This is a genomic window from Nocardiopsis sp. FIRDI 009 (assembly GCF_003386285.1).
GTDB lineage: Bacteria > Actinomycetota > Actinomycetes > Streptosporangiales > Streptosporangiaceae > Nocardiopsis.
The window spans coordinates 18,700-33,377 of sequence record NZ_QPNC01000026.1; the positions used below are offsets into that span (position 1 = coordinate 18,700).

The window sequence follows — 14,678 nt, forward strand, 5'->3', positions numbered from 1 at the left end:
ACGTCACCTTCGTGACCTGCGGAGGTTCCAAATTCTCGACCTCCGGTGAGACATCCGGACACACGAATGGCCCCGCACCAGCGTGCTGCCGGTACGGGGCCGTGATTCACTCCTCGTCGTTCTCATGCCGGTCGACCGCCGACTGCCCCCGGGTGGTCACGGAAGGTCGAGCGCAGCCTTGAGCCCGGCGGCGACGGCGGTCATCGTCGCGAAGCTCAGCACCCCGATGTCCTCCAGCAGCTCGTCGTCGTACACGTGGGTGATCTCGTCACACAGCACGAACCCGCGCAAGGGGCTGTCGGCCGGGCCCAACGGCACGACGGTGGTCCGGGGTTCCTTACGGGTGGTGGTCAGGCGCACCGCCAGGCAGTCACCGAGGTTGCGGTTGCGGTGGTTGTTGGAGACCACCACGAAGGGCTTGCGCTCCTCCTGTTCCCCGGTGTCCAGGTAGACCCAGTAGACGCGGCCCCGCACAGGGGTCACTCGGCGGCCCGGGGGGACAGCCGGCGACGGCGGCGCATCGCGGCGCGCACCGCGCGGTCCTCGTCGTTCTGCTCTGCGGCGATCGCCTGGTACTCGGCCTCCAGCACCTGTTCCTGAAGCACCTGGCGGCCCATCTCGACCAACGCGGCGAGCGTGGCCGCCTCGGAGAGCTGTTCTCCACCGGTGGGCAGGTGGATGCGTCCTCGGGCCGCCAGCGTGGCCAGGGCGGCGTGCTCACGGGTGCCGGAGGTGCGGGCGGCCTGGACGACCCGGTCGGTGTCGGGGTCGATGGGCACCGAAGGGCGCCTGGTGGTCTGCGTCATCGTCATGCCTCCTAGCGTGCCGCAAAAAGTGCCGCATCGTGTGCGGTTTTCAGTATCGCACGTCCTCGGGCACGACAAAGGCCCGCCCCGGATCGCTTCCCGGGGCGGGCCTTGTTGGTCGGCTCATTCCTCCGCGCAGTAGCAGGCGTCGCACGTCATGCACGTCCCGCACCCGCCGCACCGATCCATCCGGTGCCCGCAGATGCTGTCCAGGCCCGTGGGCGGGTCGGCCGGGTCGTCCCACATCTGCCCGACCGGGTCGTCGAAGGCGGCGTCGGCCAGGAGCACGAGGACCGAGACGGGGTAGCGGTCCGCCTCGGCGTCGGTGAGCTTGCGCCCAACGGGTCCTGACCACGGGGATGGCAGCAGCACCGGCACCTTGCCCGTGAGCGAGGCGGCGTGCCCCTGGCCGCACAGCGGGCAGGCGTAGAACCACAGCGGACGGTCGGCGCCGGTGGTGGGGTGGGGGCTGACGCGCACGTCCAGGAGCCGCAGGCGGCCCCGGCCGCCCTTCGAGCCACAGCGGAAGCACACGTTCACGGTCTCGGGTGCGGCGGCCGCGGTGCGCAGACGGCGTAGGGCGGAGGTGTAGGCCACGTGGTCGCGGTCGGCGACGCGGCGGGCGAGGGTGCGAAGACGGTCGTGCGGCACGAGTTCCTCATTCCTGCCAGGGTTCCCACACCACCCCGGCCGGGCGCGCGGCACGGATCGGGTTGTTCGTTGGGCGATGAGGCGGTGCCCCTTGTCCGTGGGTGCCGTCCCGGTGTGGGCGGGGCGGCTCGGAGGCGGGCCGTCGCGAGCGGCCTGGGGACAGGCTATCCACGTCCAGGGACAGGGCGCTGGTCCGCCGGAGAACCAGTCCGGTTCGGCCGTGGACCACAGCGGCCCGGTCCTGGTCCGCGCCGGTCCAAGGGCTGTGACCTGCAGAAAAGAAAAACTGCGGTGCACCGCACTTCGAGAAAAAAGTGCGGTCCACCGCAGCCGTGCACGAAACTGCGGTGCACCGCCGCGCCCCTGCACCGAGTCAGGCGGTGGCGCACACGCAGCGGATCGTCATCGGCGGCCTCCCAGCCAGTACTCGGGCGGCGGTGTCGTGTAGAGGCGGGCCACCGCGGCCCGGTCGGTGGCGGAGACGGTGATGTCGCCGGTGCGGGCCAGCAGCTCGACCCACACCGCTTCGAGGGAGAGGCGGTGCTGTTCGTGGGCGGGTCGGCCCGACCGGGCGAAGGCGACGGTGACCTCGGCCAGGCGCTGAAGCTCCTCGCCTGTGACCCACTCGGCTCCGGTGGTCTCCCCCGGGGCTGGGGTGAGCACGGTGTCGGTGGTCTCGATGTCGTAGACGGTCCACAGGTGGCCCGGGACGGGTTCGTGCGGCAAGGAGGCGCACAGGTTGGGCAGGTGGACGGTGAACCGCTCCGTCAGTCCGGTCACTCGGATGCCCAGCTCCTCGGAGCCCTCAGCGACGGCCGCCTCCCGGAAGTCGGACTGGCCGTGGTCGCGGGCGTGTCCGGCGAACAGCCCCCAGGCCGGGGGCCACCAGCCGCGCCCCAGGATGGCGAACTGGGTGATGCCGGTGGCGGGGTCAGTGCGGGTCAGCCGCCCGCCGACGGAGGTTCCGCAGCACCGCTTCGCCGTCTTCGTGGTGTTGGTCGTGGTCATACTGGTTCTGCTCCTGATTCTGGGAGTAGCGCGGCCCGCCCCCTGGATCCCTGCTCGGCAGCTTGGTCATCCGGGGGCGGGCCGTCGTCGTGTGCGGTGGACCGGGCGGTCAGCCCTGCTGGGCCCAGTGACCGGTCAGCAGGACCGCGAAAGCGGCGGGCATCATCATGGGAGGTACTCCTTCGTCGCTGTGGGAGTCGTCGCGGGGCCGCCCTGCCGTGGAAAGTCGGGCGGCCCCACAGGCGGGATCAGTAGCTGTCGCGCGCCAGGCGCTCGTGCCCCGGGCACAGTCCGCTGCTGGTGGCCTTCTCGGCGCAGTAGGCCTCGCGGCCGGTGCCGTACTCGGTCTGCCAGCCGCACGCACCGTGGGGGAGCTGGGACGGGGACTTCACGGTCTTCACAGCAGATCTCCTTCGTGGTTGGGGGTTGCGAGCGAGGGGGCGGAGGGTCAGCGGACGTGCGTCACGGTCACCGAATCCGTGTCGCCGCGGTAGCCGTACACCCCCCGCCCAGGGGCCTGGCGGCCGTCGGGGACGGTGTAGCCGGGCAGCAGGTCGCTGGCCAGAGCAGCCGAGGTGCCCACCGGGCGACCGAGCGCCAGGTACTGGCCGTCGGTGGCCAGACGGGAGCGCAGCACGTCACAGCCGCCGAAGGTGTCCAGGGTCAATCCGTGGACGCGGACCACCACCGACATCCGCAGCCGGTCGGCCTGGCCAAGCAGGCGCACCCACGCTTGGGGAGCACACCGCAGTGCCCGGTCGCCGTCGACCAGGAGGAGGTTGTGCCCGTCCTCGACGTCGGCGGTGTCCTCGACCGCGTCCAGTTCGTCGCGCAGGTCGGTGTCGGTGGTGCACCGGCTCGCGGGCAGCGTCCGCTCCCAGACGGGGGCGTAGTAGTCGGGGCCGTGGTCCAGGTCCACAAGCACGGGGTGGACGTCGGCGTCGACGGTGCGGGAGACCGCGCACAGGCGGGCCAGGGCGGTGGTGCCACCGGACCCGGTCGGTCCGACGATGATGGCGTGGCAGGGCCGGCCCTCGGTGTCGGCCAGGGTCCAGGAGACGTCCTGGCCGTCGGTGCTGGTGCCCAGGGGCAGGGTGATCGGCGCGGCGGTGGTTGGGGTGGTCACGACGGTTCTCCTCACGTTGGGTGATGTCCGCCCCGGGGTGGGGCGGGGTGTCTCGTTGTCTCAGCGGCTGCCAGGGCCCGGGTTCAGGGGGCCGGGACAGGGTTTGTCTCACTCGAAAATCGGGTGATAGTTCGTGTTCGGACATGAATCGGGTGAGACAACGGTGTGGTTGTCTCACCCACCCGAGTGGTGACGGTGCGTGGTGTTCAGGCGGCCAGTTGCCAGCCGCCGCGGTTGGGCAGCGGCTCGATGACCCCGGCCTCGGCCAGGTCGTCCAGCGCCCGGGAGACGGTGGCCCGGGAGCACTCCTCCGAGGCGCGGACCCGCTTTTCGATCTCGCCGCGACGCAGCGTGCCGTGCTCGATCAGCAGCTCCAGGACCCGTTTGGCCGCACCCGACCACGTCGCCAGCAGCGCCTCGTGGGGGTCGCGGTTGGCCTCGGCGAGGATTCCGAGCCCGAGGTCGGTGTCGGTGAGCAGCGCCGGGTCGATCGAGGTGGGCAGGTTGTCCAGGGACGGGTTGACGAAGTTGGCCAGCGCGACCTGCGGAGCGGTCTTCTCCCGCGCCGCCGGGACCCGCCCGGCCTCGTAGGCCGCCAACCTCTCCTCGGCGTTGGCGACCTGCTGGGCGGCGATCTCGTGACGCCGCGAGTACAGGCCGCCGGACCCGGCGTCCAGGGCGCCAGCCGCCAGCGCGTCCAGCTCCTGGGGAGCCCCTTCGAGCGCGGCGTCCATGAGCGCGGCCGTGGTCTCGTTGGGCGCCCACGCGGCCCGGAAGGCCACGTCGCGGCCCTCAGCGGTCAGCCCGACGCCGGTGATCTTGGGCAGCGCGGAGGGGTCCAACGTGATGTCAGCGATCATGGAGGCCTGGTTGCGCGACACCCGCAGGGCGACCGTGTTCCCGGCGGTGACGTTGGCGCGCACGGCGTCGGATCCGCCGAAGGAGTCCAGGCCGTAGATCTGGGAGGCCAGCACCAGGGCGACCCCGGCCGCGCGGCCCTCGCGGGCGATGCGGCCCCACCGGTAGGCGTTGTCGGCGTTGATGACCGCGTGGCACTCGTCCACGATCACCAGCACCCCGGGGCGGGCGAAGCTGGGGGTGAACCCGCTGGTCTTCAGCCGGGCGCTGTTCTCCAACCCCCGGGCTTCGACCAGTTCCACCAGGCCGTTGAGCAGCGCCTCCCAGGTCTCCGGGTCGTTGGGGATCGACCAGTGCGCCCGGTCGAAGATTCGCGGGCTCGATCCTCCGTTCTTGGGGTCCAGGTACAGGACCACGGTGTTCTTGGTCTCCCACGCCCCCAGGGCGAGGTTGTCGATCAGCCCGGACTTGCCCGACCCGGTCGATCCGGCGACGAACCCCGACCACATGGAGTCGGCGGTGTAGAGCCGGTAGCGGGCCTGGCCGTCGCCGTCGGCGTAGGGGCCCAGCCGGATGTGGACCTGGCCGTCGTCGTCGACGTCCAGGCGGCCCGCCTCCAACGGCACCTTCTTGGACAACAGCCCCACGGTGACGATCTTGATGTCCAGGACCGAGGAGTCGGGTTTGGGTTCGTCCTCGGTGGGTTCGACGTGCTCGATGAGGATGTCGGCCTCGTCCACCCCCAGGCCGGTGGCGACGTAGCCCAGCGCGGCCCGCACCGAGTTGATGGTCTGCCGGGCCGGGACCAGATGCAGGCGCCCGCGCACCCCGTAGGGCTCCTCGGTCAGGTCGGTGAGCTTGGTGCCCGGCAGCGGCCCCTGGCCGCAGGCCACACGGATGCGCCACTTGCGGGCCACGGGGTGCTCCCCCGGCGGGGGCGGCGGCGCCTCCGCCTCGACCGCGGCCAGGACGCGGGGCACGCGGTGGTGCGCCCAGAACCGGGACCCCAGCGCCAGCAGGGCCAGCAGGCCGACCAGTCCCGCCCACCACCAGGCGGCCAGGGTCGCGGGCTGGATGAGGATGATGGCGATCAACCACACCCCGGCCGCGGCCGCGCACACCCGCGCGTGCGCCGGGTCGACCTCGGCCCATTCCGAGGCCAGGCGGGTGGCGCGCCACTGGCGGGCCTTGAGGGTGCGCAGCAGGCGCAGCGCCACCCACGCGCCGGCGCCGGTGGCCACAGCCGTCACCATCGCGTGCGTGGCCGAGACCTCCGCCGCGCGGGCGGCGACCACCCCGGCCGCCAACACCGTCGCGCCGACCTTCCACGGGTAGAACTGCGCCGCCATGTGGCGGCGCAACGACCCCTCGCCGGGACGGAACACCGCGCGCCATCCGGCGGCGATGATCGCGCCCACCCCCTCACTCTGGAAGGTGCGCGGCTCCTGGTGCGTGGGCTGTCCCAGGGCGGTCAGGACCTCGGGCGGCAGGGAGGCCGGTGCCGGGGCAGGCGTCGGGGCGTTCTTCTTCGACTTGCGGGCCACGGGGCCCTCCTTCCAATCGGTCACTGTGCGTGCCCGCACCCGGGGCGGGGGCGGGATGTCTCGATGTCTCACCGGCCGCCGCAGAGCCCTGTCTCCGGGTCTGTGGCGGGGGTTTGTCTCACAGAAAATCGGTAGATAGTTCGCATTCGGGGACAAGCGTGATGAGACAACGGCAGTGGACGTCTCACCGCTGTCTCATCACGTTCAGTCACCGAAAACGGGCATGAAGGGGGCCGCCCCCGCGTGCGGGAGCGGCCCGGAAACAACGATCGGCCCTATCGGCCACCGAGCTGGTAGCCCTTGTCGGCGGCCTGGCCGCGGGAGGCCTCGTAGGCCTCCTGGACCGCGCGGTTGATCTCCTCCAGCTTGGCCCGGGCCCGGATGGACTGAGCGACGTAGGCGGTGCCCAGGTCCCGCAGCGTGGCCAGCTCCGAGGTGACCTCGGTGCCCATGTCGGCGGCCTTCATCTGCGCTTCGACGATCTCCAGCATCTGGTTGCCCTGCTTGACCAGGCTCCCGATGCCGGTGATGGTCTGGGCGTGGGCGTCCAGGCCGGAGGCGTCGGAGTAGCGCAGCGTCGAACTGGCGCTGGTGGCCACGGTGTTGCCGATCTGCGTGCTCATGGGGTGTGTTCCTCTCGGTAGACGGTCAGGGGCCGAACCGTGACGGTCCGGCCCCGGGATCGGGTGTGGGTCAGTGGGAGGCGGTACGGGCGGCGCGCTCGTGGGCGATCAGCGCGGTGATCGCGGCGTCGACCTCTTCGGAGGTCATCCGTCCGATGGCCTCGGTGTCGGGGGCATAGCCCGCGTCGGCGAGCATGCTCATCAGCACCAGCCGCCGGTAGGGCAGCGGCGGCTTCTCGGACTGCTCATCGGGGTTCAGGACCGCCACGTCCGAGCCCGGAGCGGGCCGGGGCTCTTCCTCGGTGACCGTGGACGACGCCGTCGTGGTGGTGGTGGTGCGGCTGGAGGTCCGGTTGGGCCGGGCTCGGCCAGGGCCCCCGGTGGCCGCCGCGGGCGGCGGGTCAGGGGTGAACCCTTCGTCCTCGTCGACGATCTCGGCGTCGATCACGTCGTCGGGCATCGGGTCGCTGGGACGCCACCCCCACCGGGCGGTGAACCCCTCACGCTCGGCGCGCCGCCTGCGGCGTGCGGCCTTGCGCTCGGGCTTGGTGGCGTGGCGGTGGGCGCGCCAGGCGTCCAGGTCCTCGCAGGCGTCCAGGTAGCAGTGCCGCAGCACCATCTTCAGCCCGCCCCGCAGGTCGGGGTCGGCCTCCAGGCGCCGCCGCTCACGTGCGGCTTTCTGGCGCAGCTTCGCCATCCGGTAGGCGTGCGAGGGCGGGGTCCTGCCCGTGGCCAGGTGCCCGAAGTCCAAGGCCACGTTCTTGACCCAGAAGGCGGCGACCGCCGCCAGGATCAGCATCTCCATCGACTCACCACCCCAGCAGCGGGCCGAACATGGACGTTCCGGCGTCGGCCAGCGAGGTGATGGCGGTCCCGCCGACCTGGCCCACGTCCCCACCAGCGGCCAGGATGACCACGGGCAGGCAGATCGCGGCCCACTGCCCGTACTCGTCCAACTTCTTGTCCCGCCACACGTCGATACCGACCATGACCAGGAAGAACACCGCGATCGCGGCCAGAACGGAGGCGGCGGGGATGGGCTCGGGGAACAGGCTCAGGACGAAGCCCAGGGTCCAGGTGATGAGGTCGGTCGCCCACCCTCCCAGAAAGGAGAAGGCGAACAGGGCCCCGCCGAAGACGGCGAAGAACCCGGAGATGAGCCAGTGCGCCTTGCGGCGCAGGAACCAGAACAGGGACAGGCACAGGATCGCGCCGACGGTGAACATGGCAAGGACTCCTTTCAAGGTTGTGTGCGTGCGGCTCAGAGCATGAGAGCGGCGGAGACCACGGTCAGGGCGACCACCACCCAGGCGGTGGCGTGGCGGGCCGGGGAGCGCAGGACCCAGATGAGGAAGTGCAGCAGGCTGATCACCCCGATCGCGGGGGCGGCGTAGCCGCGGGCGGCGGCCCGCCACAGCCCCTCGGGCAGGTGGTCGCCCTTCATCACGAACTCCCACTCCTCACGCAGGCTCGGCTGGCGCTCGCGCCACACGTCGGGGGGCCGAAACGTCACCCCGAGCCACTTGATGGCGCGCTCGGCCTCAGCGGCACTACGGCTCTCCACGGCCACCAACGCGGTCTCCTTCGTGGTCTCGGTCGGGACGTCCTTGGGGGTCTGCGGCTTCGCGCCCTGGCCCTGGTCGGGGGCGGGAGCCGGCGGCCGCGCGGCGGTCGTGTCCGCGGGCTCCGGCACCGGCTCGGTCGTCCGGGTCTTCGGCGGGGCCTGGGGGCCCAGGACCGCGTCGGCCAGGACCTCGGGCAACGAGGCCGGGGACGGTGCGGGGACGGAGGGCACCACCGACAAGCGCGGGGCGTCCTCGGGACGGCGGTCACGCGCGGGGGCGCGACGACTCTCGTTCGGCAGGGCCATCGGCCCCTCCAATCAGTGGTGTATGTGCAGTTCAGGTGGGGCCGCCGCCCCCTGACATGGGGGCGGCGGCCCGTGGATGTGTGGTGGCCCCGACCGGGCGGGGCTCGTGCGGGTGGTGGGCGTGGTCGGATCCAGGTCTCCTTCGCGGGTGAGGGGTGAACGGGTGGACACGGCGGGCGTCTGCTGTGCGTCCGACTCATCCGGGAGCTGCTCCCGGCGGCATCGGCGTCTCAGCGCGCCCGGCCTCGGAGTGGTGGACAGACCCACCCGGCAGGACGGGCCGGGAGGGTCTGTCCACCCGCCGAAGCGGGCAGGCGCCCCAGGGGGCGCGGTAGGGGAGGCATAGGGGGCACCCGCAGGTCAGGGCGGGTACCCCCGTGCCGGTGGTGGGTCAGCGGTCACCGCCCAGGGCGGACACGTCGTGGCCGTCGGCGGCCAGGCCGTCGCGCCACCGTCGGATGGTGCGCGGGTCCACGTCGAGCAGTCGCGCGGCACCCTTCACGGTGGCCGCCTGGCCGGTCTGCTCGACGTAGGCCAGCAGCCGCTGCGGGCCACTCAGCGCCTCGTCCGCACGGGGGGCACCCTGGGGGGCGCTGGGGGAGGCGGCAGGGGAGGCACCGGGAGGCACCCGCAGGTCAGCGGGGGAGGCACCCCCCACGTGAGCCTGCGGCTGCGCGAACCCGAACCCCGCCACCGGAGCACGGACGCCCCCGGCTGGGGGCGGGGTGTCCAGACCCGACAGGTCATCGGGCACCTGCCCGCCCCCGATGGCGTAGGGGCGCGTCAGCTGGAGCTCCAGCTCCAGGGCCCGGCGCTGCTTGAGCAGGTCCGCGTTGGCCTGCTGCACCGCCATCTGCTCCTCCACACGGCGCCGGATCGCCTCCTGACGCATCCGGTGCTCGCTCTCCTGCCGGATCCGCTCGGCCTCGGCCGCAGCCTCCTGGCGCATCCGGTCGGCCTCGGCCTCAGCGGTGGTCAGCTCGTTCTCGGCCTCGGCCTTGGCGCGGGCGTAGACGGCCTGGCGGCGCAGCGCGGCCAGCTCGCGCTCCTCCTCGTCGGTCAGGTCCGTGGACAGCGCCAGCTCGCGTTCGCGGGCCCGGTCGGCTTCGGCGCGGGCGTCCTCTTCGGCCTGGCGGCGCTCCCGGTCGATCCGGTCGGCCTCAGCACGGGCGGCGGCCTCGCGGCGCCGCTCCCAGGAGGTGCGCGCCACCAGCGCGATGTGCCACAGGAACTTCGCGCCGACCGGCACGAGCGCGAACGCGACCTCTTCGGTGCCCCAGTGGTGCCAGCCCAGCAGCAGCCCGGCCGCGATCGAGGCGACCCACCCGCCGATGCTCGCCAGGCGGCGCACGTCGGCGTTGAACCAGCCCACCGCGACGGTGGACACGATCAGCACGTCCGCGAAGACACCGGCGGCCCATCCGCCGGGGCCTCCGGTGATCTCCGCGACGGTGCTGGCGACCCAGACCAGCGACAGCACCGAGGGGACGACGGCCGCGGCCACGGCCACGCGGGTCGGGTTGATCCAGGACGCAGCGGGAGCGGCCGTCTGCTCCTGGGTGTGCTCGGGCGCCGGGGCCTGGACCGGGGCGGGCTCGGGGGCCGGCGGGGTGGGCTCAGCGGCCGGGGTCGCCTGGAGGGAGCCGGGGTTGTTGGTCTTGTTCCACGGGAGCTTCATCGGTCAGCCCTCCTCGGGGCGCGTCGGGTGCGGGCAGGCTGGGGCAGGGTGTGTTCGGTGTGGATCAGGGCGGGACCGCCGGTGACGGCCAGGAGCAGCACGAGGACCGCGACCATCAGGACGATCGCGGCGGTGATGATCAGGGCGCTCATCGGGCGGCTCCGCAGTGGCACACCCACGAGGCGCGCCAGACGTCCCAGGACATGGGCGCACCGCAGTGGGTGGGCGGGCTCATGCGGGCGATCAGTCGGCGGATCATGCGGCCTGCACCTCCCGCTCCACGTCGATGTCGTCGTCGGCGGTCAGGGCAAGGAGCCGCTCGTGCAGCTCCTCCTCCGGGGTGAGGTAAGGGTCGGCCAGGGCGTCCTCGGCCGACCGCACCCAGGACCGGCCGGTGGGGGTGTCGGCCAGGCCGGACAGCCGCGCGTCCTCAATCACGGTGTGCTCCAGGACCTCGACTGCGGCGGCCGGGTCGTCCCACCCGTCCGCGAGGTCGGCCTCGACCTGCCAGGAGGGGTGCTCCCACGGGTCAGCGGCGGCCAGCTCGCTGTTGTCGGCGTCCCAGAAACGGGGGCTGTGGGCCCGGATCTCCAGGAGCTGCTCGATGTCGTCGAGCGGGTCGGGGTAGGTAGAGTCGTTGTCGTCGTACATCCGTGTCCTTCCAGTTCATGCCGGAGGTGTGGGTGTGCGAGAGCCCGCCCAGGGGCGTCATCCCGGGGCGGGCTCGTTGCTGTGTGGGGCCTGGTCAGAGCGGGCCGACGTCGGCCCCCAGCTCCTCGGCCAGGGCCAAGCCGCCGTCATCCTCGTCGTCGATGCTGATGTGGTCCAGGTCGTCCTCGTCCATCCGGTGCGGTCTCCTTCGCCGGTGAGTGCGTGCGGACCCTGCTGGTCCCCCGGACCCGCCCCGGCCCCCAGCGCTGACGTGCGCGGGGAGCGGTGCGGGACGGGCACCCCAGGGGGCGGGGGTCAGGCGGTCGCGGCCGCGACCTCCGGCTCGGCCCTGATGAGCTCGTGCGACTGGGGCAGCGCCCGGTCCACGGCCTCCAGCACCGGGCCGGAGAGCCTCGACCAGCGGTGCGACGTCCGATACCCGACACCCATCGCCTGGTGGGTGCGGGTCTCACGCTCGGCGCGGACCACGGCCCCGGGCCCGGCCTGCCAGATCCGTCCGCACCCGCACACCAGGTGCGCGCGCTCGGGGACGCTGGGGTGCCACACCAGCTCCCGCGTCGTCTCCGGGCAGGCCGTGTCCTGACACTCCCAGCCGGGCACGCCCTGCCAGACCGTGAACCGCACCTCGGACAGGAGCCGCCCGGCCTGGCCGCTGGTGCGCCCCATCCCCGCGCCCTCGGCCAGGGCGTAGGTACGGGCCAGCCGCCCGGCCGCGTGGGCGGCCGTCAGCATGCGGGCCTGGGCTTGGACGTAGCGGTCCCGCTCCTCCTGGAGGTGGCTGGTGAGCTCCCCGATGCGGTCCAGTGCGTCAGCGTGCTCGCTGAGCACGTGCGCCCGGTCGTGGGCCTGGAGCAGCCGCTCGCGCAGGTGCTCGGGGATCACGGCCTCCTGGGCGTACTCCTCCGACTGGCAGGCGGCGCGGATCTCCTCCGCCAGGTGGCCGCTGGACCTCTCCTCGGCGCGCAGCCGCTCGGTCAGGTCGTCGGCCCGCTGGGTCAACCGTTTGGCGGTGGTGGCCAGGTGGTCGATCAGCGCGTCGGCAGCGGCGGCCTCGGAGCGGCAGCGGCGGTGGGTCAGACGCATGTGTGGTGTCCCTTTCGCAGGTGGGGGCGGTGTGCGTTCAGGCGGCCTGGAAGGCCATGAAGATGACGACGGCCAGGGTCAGCGGGCACAGGAAGAAGAGCGCGAACGCGTAGAAGTGCTGCATCGGGTCGTCTCCGTGTCGGTTCTTGTGTGGGTGGGTGTGCTGGTCACGCGGCCAGAGCGGCCGCGATCGTGTGGCGTCGGGGGGTGCGGGCGGCGCGGCGGCGGGCGATGAGCGCGGTCATCCCGGCGATGGCGTCGCGGGCGGTGGCCCACGGGCGCACCGTGCGGGCGATCTCGCCGGGGGCGCCGCCGGTGAGGGCAGCGACGTCGGCCCAGATGTGGGTGTGGAGCATGGTGTTCCACGCGGCCCGGCCCGGGTCGGTCTCGTCCTGGTCCTGGTCGTCGATCTCGTCGACCGGTTCGTCGTCGACCTCGTTCGGGTGGTCGTTCGGGTGATCCGGGAGGACCGTGTTCGGCGCGTCGGGAGCGGTGGGCTCGTCGTAGATCTTGACCGTGGGGTCGTACTCGGCGCGCGGGTTGGTCTGCGTCGGGGCCTGGGCCGGGGCGCCGGAGTCGCCCCAGATTTCGGCGATCATCTGGTCGCGGCCCGCGGTAAGCATCAGCTCGTAGGCGGACCGGCCGGTGATGGCCTCGATGGCGTGAGCGATGTCCCAGTCGCGGGCGGTGGTGCCGCCGCGGGTCGCGACGCGGATGACGTCGGCGCGGGTGGCACCAGTGGCGGCGACGACCTGCGCGATCAGCGACATGAGACCCCCTCTTGGCTGAGCCAACGTCTTAGCTCGTTTGGCTGAGCCAATGTAAGCACGCCGCTAGCGCCCGGGTCAAGCGTTTGATACGTTTGGCTCAGCCAAATTGTTGAAGGGAAGGGAAACCGCAGGTGGGACGCAACGAACCGCTGTACACCCGGCCCGCAGACTGGGTGAGAGAACAGATCCGCACCGGCAAGCTCCGCCCAGGGGAGAACACCCCCACCGAGCGCGAGCTGGCCTCCCGGTTCAATGTCAGCCGTGCCACGGCGGCCCGCGCCCTCGACCTGCTGGTGAACGAGGGGCTGATCTCGCCTGGAAACTCGCGAGCGGGTCGCCGTGTTCGAGACACACGTGTACTGGCCATCCACGCCAGCCGCTCTGAGTCCGTAGACCACAGACGCACCGCCGGGGTGGACGCGTGGGTGAGCGACACCCAGGCATACGGACTGGTCCCGGGGCAATCCATCCGGGTCGAAGTCGTGCCCGCGGCCCCGGAGATGGCCGCCTATCTCCAGGTGGAAAACGGAGCACCCGTCGCTGTGCGCCGTCGGCTGCGCACCCTCGATGGAGACCCGAGCAACGTCAGCGACTCGTACTACCCCATGTCGCTGACCCAGGAGATCCCCGAGATCCTCGACCCCGCCGACGTCCCCCAGGGCGTCATCGCGCTCATGGCCGAACGAGGGTTCGCGCAGACCAACTACGTGGACCGTCTTCGATGGCGACCTCCCACACCGGAGGAGGCCCAGCTGCTGCGCATCGGCTCAGGCGTGTCCGTCCTGACCCAGACCCGGATCGGGTACATGGACGACCAAGTCGTCCGCGTCACCGAGCAGATCTGGCCCGGGGACAGGATCGAGCTGGTCTACGAGCTGCCAGCATGACCGGGTGGATCATACGAGCCGCCACCGAGAACGACCTCACAGCCGTGGTCGAACTCCTCAACGAAGTCGCTGACGATCTGGCCGCACGAGGGATCTCCCAGTGGTCCCCCGGGTGGATGAGCGGCCACAGGATGCTGCCGATGATCCAGCAGGGCGAGACGTGGGTGGCGCACGACGCGGACGGCCAGCTCGCCGCGACGGTGTCATTGTCGACCGCGGCTGACTCCGACTTCTGGAGCGCTGAGGAACAGGCCACGCCCGCGCTGTACCTGAACAAGCTCGCCAGCCGGCAGTCCGGCGCCGGGGCCTGGGCGATCGAGTGGGCTCTGCGCTACGCCGGAGCCCTCGGCTACCCGGTGGTGCGCCTCGATGCGTGGGCGAGCAACGAGCAGCTCCACGAGTACTACCGCCGAAGGGGTTGGACCCACCTGCGCACCATGCGCGTACCGGGCCGCAACAGCGGCGCACTGTTCGAGATAGCCACAAGGAAACCGACGATGATCATCGAGACCACCACCAACGTGCACTCCCCCGACTCCCCAAGAGCTGGCCTGACCACACGGCCGGAGGTCCTTCTCGAAGTGACCGGGGCCGTAGTCAAGGGCGTTGCCCCGTTCATGACCGATGAGCACCAGCTCTCGGTCCCGCTCGGGGTGGTGCGTCCGGTCTGGCATGACGGCACCACGTGGCGCGTGGGGAACCCGGGTTGGGGTGACGACTACGCGGAGTACGTTGTGCGCTGGCCCGCGCTGGACGCGCTGTCCACCGACACGAGGTACTCACTGGTGGCGCCGAAGGCGGAGGATCAGGACGTCACGTTGATCCCTGCGTAGAGCTTCCCCGGGCTGGTAATCCCCGCCCGGGGTTTTTCGCGACGTTAAGCGTGACTTGTGGTGTATGGGAGATTCCCAGCGCGCTTTGTGTGTCCCTGCTAGCAGGGTCGCCTAGTAAGGTCGATGCGACCGACGGGGACCCACCACCCCCGTCAACCTCCAGACATGACGAAGGCCCAGGCTGCCACCCGGGCCTTGTCGGAAGATCAGATGAGCTGGCTGTCCACCACGACAGCGAGCTGCGCTCACCCCATATTTTCACCAACGGC

The 14,678-nt window shown here is 71.7% G+C and carries 18 protein-coding genes; 2 read left to right on the plus strand and 16 right to left on the minus strand.

From position 1 onward, the window contains the following. Positions 1-156: 156 nt before the first annotated feature. From DVR05_RS21530 to DVR05_RS21595, 16 genes are all read right to left on the minus strand, one after another. Entirely contained in the window at positions 157-474 is a 318-nt protein-coding gene (locus tag DVR05_RS21530) for a type II toxin-antitoxin system PemK/MazF family toxin (protein ID WP_116247723.1), read from the minus strand. Positions 475-479: 5 nt separating this feature from the next. After that, the gene (locus DVR05_RS21535; protein ID WP_116247724.1) at positions 480-806 is read right to left on the minus strand and encodes a hypothetical protein; all 327 of its coding nucleotides are present in this window, start codon (positions 804-806) and stop codon (positions 480-482) included. A gap of 123 nt (positions 807-929) precedes the next feature. Beyond that, positions 930-1,457 carry a hypothetical protein gene (locus tag DVR05_RS21540; RefSeq protein WP_116247725.1) on the minus strand — a complete coding sequence of 176 codons (528 nt, stop codon included), beginning with the start codon at positions 1,455-1,457 and terminating at the stop codon, positions 930-932. A 402-nt stretch (positions 1,458-1,859) separates the two neighbouring features. Next, on the minus strand, positions 1,860-2,465 hold the full coding sequence (locus DVR05_RS21545) for an NUDIX domain-containing protein (protein ID WP_116247726.1): 606 nt from the start codon (positions 2,463-2,465) through the stop codon (positions 1,860-1,862). A 248-nt stretch (positions 2,466-2,713) separates the two neighbouring features. After that, positions 2,714-2,866 (minus strand): hypothetical protein, encoded by a 153-nt coding sequence (locus DVR05_RS26740; protein ID WP_157982501.1) that lies wholly within the window; start codon positions 2,864-2,866, stop codon positions 2,714-2,716. Positions 2,867-2,913: 47 nt separating this feature from the next. Then, positions 2,914-3,591, minus strand: a complete 678-nt coding sequence (locus tag DVR05_RS21550) for a hypothetical protein (RefSeq protein WP_116247727.1) — start codon at positions 3,589-3,591, stop codon at positions 2,914-2,916. Between the two features lie 206 nt (positions 3,592-3,797). Next, positions 3,798-5,993, minus strand: a complete 2,196-nt coding sequence (locus DVR05_RS21555) for a hypothetical protein (RefSeq protein ID WP_116247728.1) — start codon at positions 5,991-5,993, stop codon at positions 3,798-3,800. A 275-nt stretch (positions 5,994-6,268) separates the two neighbouring features. Continuing rightward, on the minus strand, positions 6,269-6,616 hold the full coding sequence (locus tag DVR05_RS21560) for a hypothetical protein (protein ID WP_116247729.1): 348 nt from the start codon (positions 6,614-6,616) through the stop codon (positions 6,269-6,271). A 70-nt stretch (positions 6,617-6,686) separates the two neighbouring features. Beyond that, a complete protein-coding gene (locus tag DVR05_RS21565) occupies positions 6,687-7,421 on the minus strand; it encodes a hypothetical protein (protein WP_116247730.1) in 735 nt (244 codons plus the stop codon). Between the two features lie 4 nt (positions 7,422-7,425). Beyond that, complete coding sequence (locus tag DVR05_RS21570) at positions 7,426-7,842, minus strand: hypothetical protein (RefSeq protein ID WP_116247731.1); 417 nt, start codon at positions 7,840-7,842, stop codon at positions 7,426-7,428. 35 nt (positions 7,843-7,877) lie between these two features. Next, positions 7,878-8,486: a hypothetical protein gene (locus DVR05_RS21575; RefSeq protein ID WP_116247732.1), complete on the minus strand. Its 609-nt coding sequence runs from the start codon at positions 8,484-8,486 to the stop codon at positions 7,878-7,880. Between the two features lie 391 nt (positions 8,487-8,877). Further along, the gene (locus tag DVR05_RS21580; RefSeq protein ID WP_116247733.1) at positions 8,878-10,164 is read right to left on the minus strand and encodes a hypothetical protein; all 1,287 of its coding nucleotides are present in this window, start codon (positions 10,162-10,164) and stop codon (positions 8,878-8,880) included. Beyond that, positions 10,161-10,316, minus strand: a complete 156-nt coding sequence (locus DVR05_RS27145) for a hypothetical protein (protein WP_198659284.1) — start codon at positions 10,314-10,316, stop codon at positions 10,161-10,163. The genes DVR05_RS21580 and DVR05_RS27145 overlap by 4 nt, the downstream gene beginning before the upstream one ends. Before the next feature lie 103 nt (positions 10,317-10,419). After that, positions 10,420-10,815, minus strand: coding sequence for a hypothetical protein (locus DVR05_RS21585; protein ID WP_116247734.1), 396 nt, complete (start codon positions 10,813-10,815; stop codon positions 10,420-10,422). 315 nt (positions 10,816-11,130) lie between these two features. Next, a complete protein-coding gene (locus DVR05_RS21590) occupies positions 11,131-11,919 on the minus strand; it encodes a hypothetical protein (RefSeq protein WP_116247735.1) in 789 nt (262 codons plus the stop codon). Between the two features lie 167 nt (positions 11,920-12,086). Continuing rightward, on the minus strand, positions 12,087-12,689 hold the full coding sequence (locus DVR05_RS21595) for a hypothetical protein (RefSeq protein WP_116247736.1): 603 nt from the start codon (positions 12,687-12,689) through the stop codon (positions 12,087-12,089). Between the two features lie 131 nt (positions 12,690-12,820). Between DVR05_RS21595 and DVR05_RS21600 the strand changes: the two genes are divergently transcribed. Both DVR05_RS21600 and DVR05_RS21605 read left to right on the plus strand, forming a co-directional pair. Further along, positions 12,821-13,576, plus strand: coding sequence for a GntR family transcriptional regulator (locus DVR05_RS21600; protein WP_116247737.1), 756 nt, complete (start codon positions 12,821-12,823; stop codon positions 13,574-13,576). Further along, entirely contained in the window at positions 13,573-14,409 is an 837-nt protein-coding gene (locus DVR05_RS21605; RefSeq protein WP_116247738.1) for a GNAT family N-acetyltransferase, read from the plus strand. The genes DVR05_RS21600 and DVR05_RS21605 overlap by 4 nt, the downstream gene beginning before the upstream one ends. Positions 14,410-14,678: the final 269 nt, after the last annotated feature.